This is a genomic window from Streptomyces sp. NPDC088354 (assembly GCF_044753585.1).
In the GTDB taxonomy this organism is placed as follows: domain Bacteria; phylum Actinomycetota; class Actinomycetes; order Streptomycetales; family Streptomycetaceae; genus Actinacidiphila.
This window is the reverse complement of sequence record NZ_JBIVNJ010000003.1, coordinates 70636-82347: the sequence shown is the minus strand read 5'-3', so window position 1 is coordinate 82347 and position 11712 is coordinate 70636. Positions and strand designations below refer to the sequence as shown.

General features: G+C 74.7%; 13 protein-coding genes. 5 read left to right on the top strand and 8 right to left on the bottom strand.

The features are described from left to right. Positions 1-121: 121 nt before the first annotated feature. The 7 genes from ACIP98_RS06575 to ACIP98_RS06545 form a co-directional block, all read right to left on the bottom strand. Positions 122-256 (bottom strand): CsbD family protein, encoded by a 135-nt coding sequence (locus ACIP98_RS06575; protein ID WP_319658357.1) that lies wholly within the window; start codon positions 254-256, stop codon positions 122-124. Continuing rightward, on the bottom strand, positions 210-1169 hold the full coding sequence (locus tag ACIP98_RS06570) for a ribonuclease BN (protein WP_401974059.1): 960 nt from the start codon (positions 1167-1169) through the stop codon (positions 210-212). The genes ACIP98_RS06575 and ACIP98_RS06570 overlap by 47 nt, the downstream gene beginning before the upstream one ends. Before the next feature lie 15 nt (positions 1170-1184). Continuing rightward, positions 1185-1661: a hypothetical protein gene (locus ACIP98_RS06565; protein ID WP_319658294.1), complete on the bottom strand. Its 477-nt coding sequence runs from the start codon at positions 1659-1661 to the stop codon at positions 1185-1187. A gap of 170 nt (positions 1662-1831) precedes the next feature. Next, positions 1832-3055, bottom strand: coding sequence for a glutamate--cysteine ligase (locus ACIP98_RS06560; protein WP_319658295.1), 1224 nt, complete (start codon positions 3053-3055; stop codon positions 1832-1834). Positions 3056-3065: 10 nt separating this feature from the next. Continuing rightward, the gene (locus ACIP98_RS06555) at positions 3066-3947 is read right to left on the bottom strand and encodes a hypothetical protein (protein ID WP_319658296.1); all 882 of its coding nucleotides are present in this window, start codon (positions 3945-3947) and stop codon (positions 3066-3068) included. Positions 3948-3965: 18 nt separating this feature from the next. After that, the gene (locus ACIP98_RS06550; protein WP_319658297.1) at positions 3966-4427 is read right to left on the bottom strand and encodes an SRPBCC family protein; all 462 of its coding nucleotides are present in this window, start codon (positions 4425-4427) and stop codon (positions 3966-3968) included. A gap of 511 nt (positions 4428-4938) precedes the next feature. Further along, positions 4939-5154 (bottom strand): hypothetical protein, encoded by a 216-nt coding sequence (locus tag ACIP98_RS06545; RefSeq protein ID WP_319658298.1) that lies wholly within the window; start codon positions 5152-5154, stop codon positions 4939-4941. Between the two features lie 167 nt (positions 5155-5321). Here ACIP98_RS06545 and ACIP98_RS06540 point away from each other — a divergent pair, with 167 nt between their 5' ends. From ACIP98_RS06540 to fxsA, 5 genes are all read left to right on the top strand, one after another. Continuing rightward, a complete protein-coding gene (locus ACIP98_RS06540) occupies positions 5322-5762 on the top strand; it encodes an Lrp/AsnC family transcriptional regulator (RefSeq protein ID WP_319658299.1) in 441 nt (146 codons plus the stop codon). 147 nt (positions 5763-5909) lie between these two features. Continuing rightward, entirely contained in the window at positions 5910-7460 is a 1551-nt protein-coding gene (locus ACIP98_RS06535; protein WP_319658358.1) for an amidohydrolase, read from the top strand. Between the two features lie 550 nt (positions 7461-8010). Continuing rightward, positions 8011-9669 carry an apolipoprotein N-acyltransferase gene (gene lnt, locus ACIP98_RS06530; protein ID WP_401974056.1) on the top strand — a complete coding sequence of 553 codons (1659 nt, stop codon included), beginning with the start codon at positions 8011-8013 and terminating at the stop codon, positions 9667-9669. Beyond that, positions 9666-10460 carry a polyprenol monophosphomannose synthase gene (locus tag ACIP98_RS06525; RefSeq protein WP_319658301.1) on the top strand — a complete coding sequence of 265 codons (795 nt, stop codon included), beginning with the start codon at positions 9666-9668 and terminating at the stop codon, positions 10458-10460. Before lnt ends, ACIP98_RS06525 begins: the two co-directional genes overlap by 4 nt. A 46-nt stretch (positions 10461-10506) precedes the next feature. Next, the gene (fxsA, locus tag ACIP98_RS06520; RefSeq protein WP_319658302.1) at positions 10507-11154 is read left to right on the top strand and encodes an FxsA family membrane protein; all 648 of its coding nucleotides are present in this window, start codon (positions 10507-10509) and stop codon (positions 11152-11154) included. A gap of 62 nt (positions 11155-11216) precedes the next feature. Here the strand turns inward: fxsA and ACIP98_RS06515 are convergent, their stop codons facing one another. After that, a complete protein-coding gene (locus ACIP98_RS06515; RefSeq protein ID WP_319658303.1) occupies positions 11217-11591 on the bottom strand; it encodes an RNA polymerase-binding protein RbpA in 375 nt (124 codons plus the stop codon). Positions 11592-11712: the final 121 nt, after the last annotated feature.

Below are 11712 nucleotides of genomic sequence, written 5' to 3'. Positions count from 1 at the left end.
GGGGCCCCCCGGCCCCCGGGCGCCGGGGCCCGCGGGGGGGGGGGGCCCCCCCCGCGGGGGGGGGGGGCGGCGGGCGCCGGCGCCGCCCCCCCCCCACGGCGCCGTACGGTCGCCAGGCGCGTCACGGGTCGAGGGTGTCCTTCGACTTCTCGACGACCTGCTTCGCGTCGCCCTTGACCTGGTCGGCCTTGCCCTTCATCTTCAACCGGTCATTGCCGGTGGCCTTGCCCGCGGTCTCCTCGACCTGGCCTTTTATCTTCTGACCGGTGTGCTTGGCCTTCTTCTCGGCGCCCATGGGGGTCTCCTTCCGAGGCGTCGGCAGCTTCGTTCTCGTCCTTCGCCTGCCCGCCGGAATGGGGAGAAAACCTGTCATTTGTCGCGGAGAGGTGCCGGCCCAACAGAGACGCCCCGAAGACGACGTACCCGACGCCGATCAGCCACGACTGGACGATCAGCACCGTGCCGACCGAGCCGTAGGAGACGGCGTTGGTCACGATCAGCGGCGCGAACACCAGGGACGAGAAGATCCGCAGCCCCACCAGACCCGCCACGGTGAGAATGGCCCCCGGCAGCAGGGCCGCCCAGCCGATCCGCCCGGCCAGCAGGAAGTGCTGAGCCCACCAGAAGAACAGGACGCCCAGTACGAGCGTCAGCGCCACCCGCACGAACGCGGCCGGCAGGCCCTCCTTGAGCACCGTGCCGCTCTGCGCCTCCGCGAACAGGTACGCGGTCAGCGCCACGAGCCACACCGCACGGCGCCACAACTGGTGCCACGGCGCCGGCGGCAGTTCCCAGATCCGCAGGTACCCCACTTCGACCGCGGCGGCGAAGGACAGACCGAACAGCCCCAGCAACACCAGGCTCAGCACGCTCGTACTGCTCAACACCTTGCGCGGCGCGGCGAAGAGCTTGCGCACCGCCTCCGACGGGGTCGGCGACAGGCCCATCCCGTCCACGATCCACTGCGCGAAGCCGGCCTGCTGGAACGGCACGGCCGCCGCCACCACGATCAGCAGCGGTACCAGGGTCACCATGCCCAGCGCCGCGAACCCCATGGCCCGGTGCAGCAGTTCCAGTTCCCCGCCCTGGCGCATCACCTGGTGCCCCGTCGAACGGCGCCAGGCCCGGAGCGGATGCCGCAGCGTCCACCACACCCCGGGTCGGGCCATCACACACCTCGGCGATCAGCGGAAGGCGGCGACGGCCGCGTGACGACGTACGGCCTCCACCGTGTCGGCCTGCTCACGGGCCCGCTCCAGCAAGCCCTTCAGCTGTGCCTCGTCCAGGGCCCGGTGCGGCGTGAGCGACAGCAGCGTACGCCAGAGCAGGGCTTTCCCCTCGATACCGAGCCGGAGCGTCTCCAGTTCGATCACCGTGCTCAGCCCGGAACGGCGCGTCAGGCGCCCGTTGAGCTTCAGCAGCCGGCCCTTCTCCGCCAGCCGTCCGGCGTACACCTTGTGACGCCTTGCCGGCACGTCCAGGGCCTCCATCAGGTCGAGGAGAGCCTGCCGGTCCTCCGCGATCTCGTCCGCCACGCGGCTCAGTTCGCCGCCGTACGGCGAGGAGCGGTGGTGCTCGGCGAGATGCCGCGCGAGGTGCTGGCCGGCGGTGGAGCCCGCCAGATGGTCGTTCAGGTAGATCCCCAGGACCTCCGGGCGCATGACGGGCCTCCCTTCCCCGGGTCCGCGCGGGCGGACGCCGACATCACGGGCTCGCGGCCCGGAGCCGCGGTGTCCCCCGCACCGGGGCGGGCCGGACGGGCCTCATGAGGAGCGGCTTTCCCCTCCGGACCCGGACAAACCCGAGGCCATGCGGGTGGACGGCGGCCGGCTCACCCACCGGCCGGGAGCGCGCCCTCCGTCTGTGCGGCGAGCATGTCGACCGCGGCGGTGGGCCCGGACGGCGTGCCGGCGTCGCGCTGGCGGGCGGCACCGGTGCCGTGCCGGTGGAGGGCGCTGAGGGCGCCACGGACGAAGGGGAGGTCGCCTGCGGCCTCCAGGGCGGGGGCCAGGTGTGCCAGGAGGCGGTCGAGGAGGGCGCGGGCCGGCACACGGGTCTCGCGCACGGGGTCGACCGCCGGGCCGTCGAGGCCGAAGCGGGCCGCGGTCCACAGGGCGGCGGAGGCGAGCTGCGGAGGTACGGGAGGCGCTTCGCGCCCGGCAGCGAGGTCGGCGAGGGCGGTCGCGACGAGGGCCCGGGTCAGGGCCGCCTGCAAGGCCGTCTCCCACGTCGTGCCGAGGGCGTCCGCGACCCGGACCTCGACCGTCGGCAGGTGCGGCGACGGCCGGGCGAGCCAGAAGGTCATCCGCGGGTCCACGAGAACGCCGCACTCGACGAGCCGGGCCACCTCCGCGGCGTGCTCGGCCGCCGAGCCGAAGCGGGGCGGTATCCCCGAGCCCGGGAAACGCGCCTGATCCATGACCCGCCAGCTCGCGTACCCCGAGTCCCGGCCCCGGTCCCAGGGTGAGTTCGCGGACAGGGCGAGCAGCGTGGGCAGCCACGGCCGCAGCCAGTTGACCACCGCGACCGCCGTCTCCGGGTCCGCCACCCCGACGTGCACATGGCAGCCGCAGGCGAGGTAGGAGGCCGCCTGGTGCTCGTAGAGCCGGGCGATCGCGGTGAACCGCTCACCGCCGGTCACGGGCGCCGCCCCGTCGAGCACGGGCAGGCCCGTCGACACCAGGCGTCCGCCCTCGGCCCGCGCGGCGGCGGCCAGCGTGCGCCGTGCCCCGTCGAGTTGCCGGACCAGTTCCTGCAGGTCCGTCGTCACGCCCGTGGCCGCCTCGATCTGCGCCGCGGACAGCTCCCGCTGCAGTACCGCGTCGGGTGCGGGCGGGGGCGTCCTGCGGGCCCGGTCGATCACGGCGCCGGCCAGCCCCGCGATCCGCCGGGTGCCGGCGTCCACGAGCAGGAACTCCTCCTCGACCCCCAGGGTCCTGCCGGGCTCCGGAGCCGCCGCTGGCAGCGGTGGCGCGCTCCCGTCCGGGGTGGTCGTGGCCGCCCGTCCACCCGCCCGATCCGGCGGGGGCGGCGACTCGTCGGCAGTGCTGCTCATGCTCATGCGTCTACCCGCCGGAGCCGGGTCCGGCGAGGTCCGCCGCGAGCTCGCCGACCCGGGTCGCGGCGGCGTCCGCCTGGCCGGCGGCGGCCCGCGCCGACTCCTCGGCGTCCGCGACCCGGCGGAGCGCCCGCTCGTGGTCGGCGGCGCCGCGCCGCCGGTCCTCCTCCGCGCGCCGCGCGGCTTCGGCGAGCTCGCCGAGCCGGGCGGCCGCGGCGTCCAGTGCCGTGCGGGCGTCCGCGAGGTCCGCGTCGCGGGCCAGCGCCTCGTTGCGGGCCCGTTCGGCGTGGCGACGGGCCTCGTCCAGTCGGCGGCGGCGCCTGGCCGCGTCGTGCGGGCGGGACCGCAGGGGAACGACGGTGTCCCCGTCCGCCGTCCCGTCCACCGCCCCCGGCGGAGCGCCCCCCACGGCCTGCTCGAAGTCGACGGTGCCGCTGAGGGGCCGCACGAGGCGCCCGGTCGCCCAGGCCCGCGCGGCGCCGGCGTCGGCGAGGGCGGCGTGCAGCGTGCCGCGGACCTCGTCGAGCGCGGCCTCCGCCAGTGGCCGCCCGGCGTCGGCCGCGAGCCGGGCGGCCTGCTGGCCCAGGGCGTCGACGAGGGCCCGCTGCTGCCGGCCGAGCGCCCGCAGCTGCGCGCCGTCGAGGTCGCGGTGGGCCCGCCGCAGTGCCTCGCCGAGGCCGAGCAGGGCCGCGACCTCGTCGCCGTGCTCACGGACGAGCAGGTTCCCGGCCCACGCCGCGAGCGAGGGCCGGCGCAGTCCCGCGATCCGGGCGGCCAGGGCGCGGTCCCCGGACCGGCGGGCGTTCCTGACGTGCTCGTCGCGGGCGGCGGTGAAGTCCTCCGGCGCCAGCGCGTACAGCGCGTCCGCCACCGCGTCCAGGTCCGTCATGGCGCCACGGTCGCACCGTCACCCGCCCGGCGCTACCCGGCCGCGCCAGCCGCCGGACTCGCTGCCCCGTTCCTCGATGTAGTTCTTGAACCGCCGCAGGTCGCCCCGGGTGCGGCGGTCCAGCACCCCGAGCGCGTCGGCGGCCTTCTCGGCGAGCCCCGAGGTCTCGACCTCCATGGCCAGGTTGACCCGGGTGTGCGTCCGGTCGAGCCGCTGGAAGGTGACGACGCCGCGCTGCCTGACGTCGCCGGACAGGGTGCGCCATGCCACGCGCTCGTCGGGGAGCTGGTCGACGATCTCGGTGTCGAATTCCCGGCGGGAGCCCGCGACATTGGTGACCCAGTGACTGTGTCGGTCGTCGACCTGGGTGACCTGCTCCACGCCCTCCATGAATTGGGGGAATTCCTCGAATTGCGTCCACTGGTTGTACGCCGTGTGCAGCGGGACGTCGACGTCGACGAATTCGCTGATGGTGCCCATGTGGTTTCTCCTTTCGGGGAATCGTCGGTGGTTCGGCTTCCCGAAGGAGGTGCGCCTAACCCCGGTCGTCCCCGAGCGCGCCCGCGCGAGGGGCGGTGCCGAGGGGTGCGGGTCGGGTGGTGTTCGTGACGTGAGCCGAAGACGGACACGAATCCGCGGTGGGTGCGAGCAGGAGCGGCCCAGCGTCGGCCGGGCCGTCGGCGGGCAGCGTTGCCCGCCTTCGTGCGACGGCCGAGCCAGGGGCGGTGCCGGGTGGTGCGGGCCGGGCGATGTTCGCGACGTGAGCCGGGACGCGCACGGTCCGCGGTCGGTTTCCCGCAGGAGTCGCGCGCCGTCGTCCGCGTGCGTGCGGAGCCGGGCGAGCGGCAGCGCACGGTCCGCGGCCGGGGACGCGGTGGAGCGGGCCCGGGGCGTGGCGTTCGGCCTCACCACCGCACCGGGTCCGGTCGATCCGAGCGACGGCACCTGCCCGCTGTGCGGGTGCGCATCGCGGTGGGACCGGCCCACCGCCTCAGCCGTGCTCGTCGTCCCCGGCGCACTCGTCGCGGAGCCGTTCGCGGCGTGCCCGGAGCATGCGCAGCACCGCGGGCCGGTCGCCGTGCTCGCGTTCGTAGCGCAGCAACTCGTCCAGCTCGCCGGTTTCGGGGGAGCCGCCCCCGTCCTCCCGCGGGTCCCGGGGGGCGGACCTGCCGTCGTCGCCCGGTGGCCCTCCATGACGTTCCGGCACCGTCATCACCTCCGCGGACGTTCGGCACCAGGTCGGATTCCCCGTCACGGATTGCCGGAAACAGATGTTTCGCGAGCTTTGACCGTGATGCGAGCCGTCCGGGGCCGGACCTGGGAGAACCGGGCCGGATGTCCCGGACGACCATGGACCCTGTAGGTTCTTGGGTCGTGGAGGAGCTGGACCGGCAAATCGTGGAACTTCTCGTGGCCGACGGGCGCATGAGCTACACCGACCTGGGCAAGGCCACCGGCCTGTCCACCTCGGCCGTGCACCAGCGGGTCCGCCGCCTGGAGCAGCGAGGGGTGATCCGCGGGTACGCCGCGATCGTCGACCCCGACGCGGTGGGTCTGTCGCTGACCGCCTTCATCTCCGTCAAGCCCTTCGATCCCAGCGCCCCGGACGACATCGCCGACCGGCTCGCCGAGGTCCCGGAGATCGAGGCCTGCCACAGCGTGGCCGGCGAGGAGAACTACATCCTCAAGGTCCGAGTGGCCACGCCGATCGAGCTGGAACACCTGCTGGCGCGGATCCGCACCCTGGCCGGGGTCTCCACCCGGACCACGGTCGTGCTCTCCACCCCCTACGAGGCCCGGCCGCCACGCGTCTGAGGGCCGACCCACCGAAGCACTCCCACACCGCACCACCCCGCGAGGCGAAAACCAGTGCCGCACACCACGAACGAGCCGACCACCCCCCGCACCGTGCTGCTGCGCGGCGGCAACGTCTACAGCCCCGCCGACCCCTTCGCCACCGCCATGGTGGTCGACGGCGGCACGGTCGCGTGGCTCGGCTCCGAGGGCGCCGCGGACTCCTTCGCGGAGGGCGTCGACGAGGTCGTCGACCTCGCCGGCGCGCTGGTCACCCCGGCGTTCACCGACGCGCACGTGCACACCACCGCGACCGGCCTGGCCCTCACCGGCCTGGACCTCGCCGGGGCCGGCACGCTCGCCGAGGCACTGGACCGGGTGGGTGCCCACGCTCGGGCCAACCCCGGCCACCGCGTCCTGCTCGGCCACGGCTGGGACGAGTCCCGCTGGCCCGAGCAGCGCCCGCCGACCCGCGCCGAACTCGACGCCGCCACCGGTGGCCGCCCGCTGTACCTGACCCGCGCGGACGTGCACTCCGCGGCCGTGACCACCGCTCTCCTGGCACTGGTGCCCGGCGTCGAGGCGCTGGCCGGCCACGACGGCGCCGGGCCGCTCACGCGCGACGCGCACCACGCGGTACGCCGCGCCGCGTACGCCGCGGTCACCCCCGCGCAGCGGGCCGCCGCCCAGCGGGCCGCGCTCGCGCACGCCGCCTCGCTCGGCATCGGGGCCGTCCACGAGTGCGCGGGGCCCGAGATCTCCTCCGAGGACGACCTGACCGCGCTGCTGCGCCTGGCGGCCGACGAGCCGGGCCCGCACGTCCTCGGCTACTGGGCCGAGGCCGTCACCGGCCAGAAGGACCTGGAGCGCCTGCGCGACCTGGGAGCCGTCGGGGCGGGCGGCGACCTCTTCGTGGACGGCTCGATCGGCTCCCGCACCGCCTGCCTCCACGCCCCGTACGCCGACGCGCCCGGCACCAGCGGGACCGGGTACCTCGATGCCGCGGCCGTTGCGGAGCACGTCGCGCTGTGCACCGCGGCGGGCGTGCAGGCCGGCTTCCACGCCATCGGGGACGCCGCGGTCGCCGCAGTCGCCGAGGGCGTGCGCGAGGCCGCCGGGCGCGTCGGTCTGGACCGGGTGCGCGCCCTGCGCCACCGGGTCGAGCACGCCGAGATGATGACCGGGGACACCATCGCCGCCTTCGCCGAACTGGGGCTCGTCGCCTCCGTGCAGCCCGCCTTCGACGCGGCGTGGGGCGGCGAGGACGGCATGTACGCCCGGCGCCTGGGCGCGGACCGGGCCCGCACGCTGAACCCCTTCGCTGCGATGACCCGTGCCGGGGTGCCGCTGGCGCTCGGCTCCGACAGCCCCGTCACGCCGCTCGACCCCTGGGGGACGGTCCGCGCCGCCGCGTTCCACCGGACCCTGGACCACCGCATCTCGGCACGGGGCGCCTTCAACGCCCACACCCGGGGCGGGTGGCGCGCCGCCGGCCGCGACGACGCGGGCGTGCTCGTCCCGGGCGCGCCCGCCGACTACGTCGTCTGGCGGGCCGGCGACCTCGTCGTCCAGGCCCCGGACGACCGCGTCGCCAACTGGTCCACGGACCCGCGCTCCGGCACCCCGGGCCTGCCCGACCTCAGCCCGGACCTGCCGCTGCCCACCGCCCTGCGCACCGTCGTCGGCGGTCGCACCGTCTTCGCCCGGCCGAACGAGTGACGCGACCCCGCGCGATGCGGCCGAACGGTTCTCCCTGGGCATGGCGTGACACGGTCCGCGGCCCGCGCTTGACCTGCTGATTTGGTCAATCCGCGCAGGTCAAACGGCTGTTGACAGGCGACGGTCGGGGGCGAGTAGGTTCGGCCGGGTCCACCACCGGACGTCCGACCGGAGGCCTCCACGCGTCCGGCGACCGCCGCTGGGCCACGGGGCGTCGCGCCGCAACGGCACGCGCGCCTGGAAGCCAGGTCCAGCGTCCGCGGTACGGAACGGGCTCGCCCGGCCGGCAGGTGTGACCGGGAGGGGCCCGGACGCCCAGTAGACAACGGCCTTGTCGCCGATCCGCAGCCAGCGGGTCCCAGGTCGGCCCGAAGGGCGCTCCGGGCCCCGAGCCCCCCCTCCTCTCCCGTCCCCCTCCGCGGGGCCGTTGCCCCGCGGACCGGGACGTCGGCGCGTCGTGCCGCCCGCTTTGCCTGCCCGGGGTCCGCGCCGGGCGCCATCCGGGGTACCGTCACTTCTCACAGTGCCCACCTGCAGGAAGGCCGCGAACGTGCGACCGCGTTCCGACGCCGCGACGGCGACCGCCGCGCCGACGGCGACGACCGATGAGGCCCGCCCGGCGGCGGCCGCCGCCCCGGGGCGACTGGCCCGCGTGCGGCGCTCCGTGCGCCGGCACGCGCGGCGGTCGGCGATCGCGGCCGTGTGCGGCCTGGGGCTCGCGGCGGCCTTCCCCCCGTACGGGCTGTGGCCGTTGTCGATCGCCGCGGTGGCGGGACTCGCGCTGCTGACCCGGGGCCGTACGGGCCGTCAGGGCGCCTGGCTCGGCTTCGCCTTCGGCCTGCCGTTCTTCCTCTGGCTGCTGCTGTGGCTGCGGGTGATCGGCTACGACGCCGTCGTCGGCCTGTCGGTGATCGAGGCCGCCTTCGTCGCGCTGCTCGGCGCCGCCTTGGCCGTGACGTCGCGGCTTCGGGCCTGGCCGCTGTGGGGCGCCTGCCTGTGGGTCACCGAGGAACTCGCCCGGGACCGCCTGCCGTTCGGCGGCTTCCCGTGGGGGCGGCTGGCGTTCGCCAACACCTCCTCGCCGTTCACGCCCCTGGCGGCGCTCGGCGGGGCCCCGCTGGTGACCTTCGCCGTGGCGCTGTGCGGCTCCCTGCTCGCCGCGGCCGCCGTCGCCGTGTGGCGGCTGCGCACCGGCCCGGTCGTGTTCGGCGGGCGGCGCTTCCTGCCGGTGGCCGGGGCGGGCGTTGCGGCGGTCGCCGTCTTCGCGGCGGGCTGGGCCGTACCGGTCCCGACCAAGGCCGACGACACCGTCCGGGTCGCCATAGTGCAGGGCAACGTCCAGCAGCCGGGCCTGGACTTCCTCGGCCGGCCGCTGAAGATCCTCAACAACCACGTCGAGGCGACGCTGAAGCTCGCCGCGGACGTCAAGGCGGGGCGGGCCCCCAAGCCGGACCTGGTGATCTGGCCGGAGAACTCCTCCGACATGGACCCGTTCGCCGAGCCCCAGGCCTACGCGCTGATCACCAGGGCCGTCCAGGCCATCGGGGTCCCGGTGCTCGTCGGCGCGCTGGTCAACGGCCCGGACGCCACCCATGTGCAGAACGAGGGCATCGTCTGGGACCCGATGACCGGCCCCGGCGCCTCGTACACCAAGCAGCACCCGGTGCCGTTCGGCGAGTACGTGCCGTTCCGCCAGGAGCTCACCAAGGTCATCAAGCGCCTGGACCAGATCCCGCGCGACTTCTACCCCGGCAAGCACAGCGGGGTGCTGCAGATCGGCCCGGCCCGGCTGGGCGACGTGATCTGCTTCGAGGTCGCCTACGACGGCATCGTGCACGACACCGTCGCCGCGGGTGCCCGCGCGCTGATCATCCAGACCAACAACGCGACGTACGGCCGCACCGGCCAGCCCGAGCAGCAGCTGGCCATGTCGCAGCTGCGGGCGGTGGAGCACGGCCGTGCCGTCGTCACGGCCGCCACGAGCGGCATCACCGCCGTGGTCGCCCCCGACGGCCGGATCGAGCAGCGGACGCGGGAGTTCACGCAGGACGTGCTCAGCGCTCAGCTGCCGCTGAGGGACGAGCTGACCGTGGCCGACCGCGTCGGCGACGCTCCCGAATGGGTGCTCGCTATGGTTGGCCTCCTGTCGTGCGTCGCGGCGTTCGTGCTGGGCAGGCGAGACAGCAAGGAAATGGAGGAGCAGCAGTGAGCGTTGGCGGTGGGGTCACCCGCGGTACGGCCCCGGGGAGCGCCTACGGGCCGCTCGGCACGGTTCTCGTGATCATTCCGACGTACAACGAGGCCGACAACATCAAGCCGATCGTGAGCCGGGTCCGGGCTGCCGTACCGGAGGCGCACGTCCTTGTCGCCGACGACAACAGCCCCGACGGCACGGGCAAGCTCGCGGACGAGCTGGCCGTCGTCGACGACCACGTGCACGTGCTGCACCGCAAGGGCAAGGAGGGCCTCGGCGCCGCCTACCTCGCGGGCTTCCGCTGGGGCATCGACCAGGGCTACGGCGTCCTGGTCGAGATGGACGCCGACGGTTCCCACCAGCCCGAGGAGCTGCCGCGGCTGCTGACCGCCCTCAAGGGCGCCGACGTCGTGCTCGGTTCGCGCTGGATCCCCGGCGGCCGGGTGGTCAACTGGCCCAAGTCCCGCGAGTACCTGTCCCGCGGCGGCAGCACCTACTCGCGCTTCCTGCTCGACGTGCCGCTGCGCGACGTGACCGGCGGCTACCGGGCCTTCCGCAAGGAGACGCTGCTCGGCCTCGGCATGGACGAGGTCGCCTCGCAGGGGTACTGCTTCCAGGTCGACCTCGCCTGGCGCGCGGTGAAGGCCGGCTTCCACGTCGTCGAGGTGCCCATCACCTTCGTCGAGCGCGAGCGCGGCGACAGCAAGATGAGCCGGGACATCGTGGTGGAGGCCCTGTGGCGGGTCACCGCCTGGGGTGTGGGCTCCCGCGTGCGGCGGTTCACGGAGGCCCGGCGCAAGAGCTGACCGGGGCGCTCGGGGCGTTCGGCGGCGACCAGGCACAATGGGGCCTATGACGATCAGCACCCCGCCGCCGGACGGGTCCGGTGGACCGCAGCAGCAGACAGAGCAGGGGCGCTCCCGCGGCCGGCGCTGGATTCCCCTGGCCGCGGCCGTGTACGCCCTGCTGGAGATCTGGCTGCTGATCCTGGTGGGCAGGGCGGCCGGCGGTCTGACCGTCCTGCTGCTGCTCGTCGCGGGCCTGGTCCTGGGCGGCCTGGCGATACGCAACGCGGGCCGCAGCGCCTGGCGGTCGCTGAGCGAGGCGGTGCGCGCGGCGACGCCGCCCGGCCAGGAGGGGAACGAGGCCGGCCACCGGGCCGGCGAGGACACCAGGGGCGGCAAGGGCAAGGGCGGCGCGGGCGCGCTGCTGACCGGCGGCCTGCTGCTGATGGTGCCCGGCCTGATCTCGGACGTGGCCGGTCTGCTCTTCCTCTTCCCGCCGACCCGCTCGTTGCTGACGCGTCTCGGCGGGCGCGCGCTGGAACGCAGGGTGGCCGCCCACCCCCAGGAGCAGGGTTCGCTCGGCGACCTCTTCCGGCAGGCCCGCGACGCGGAGACGCAGATCCGCATCCACCGCCCGGACGGCAAGGTCATCCAGGGCGAGGTGGTGGACCGGGGACCGGGCGAGGACAACGAAAACCCCGGGACGCGGCACTGAGGCCACGTTCGCCGGGGCGCACGTCGGACCGGGCCCGCCCCTCACGGGCCCGCTACCTTCTGTCAGGCGGTCTTGCGGTTGTCGCGCGGATGAACGGCGATGTTCATCGCGCCGGAGCGCAGGACGGCCAGCCGTTCGGCCAGAACTTCCTCCAGCTCCTCGACCGTACGCCGCTCCATGAGCATGTCCCAGTGCGTACGCGCGGGCTTGCTCGTCTTCTCCTCCGGGCTCTCTCCGTCGACCAGAAGTGCCACCTGGCCACAGGCCCGGCACTCCCACTCCGGCGGAATCTCGGCCTCCACCGAGAACGGCATCTCGAATCGATGGCCGTTCCGGCATGCGTACTCAACGGTCTGGCGAGGTGCCAGATCGATGCCGCGGTCGGTCTCGTAGCTCGTCGCCCCGAGTCGCGTGCCGCGGAGAGCTCGCTCACTCATGAATCGTGCCTCCCGGGCTGTGTCGCCCACAGGACAGGTGTCGCTGTCGTCGTCATCCGGTCAACGTCCGGTCGGCGGTGAAGATTCCCGTATCGGGAGGTGCGTCGCCCGTCGTGCCGCC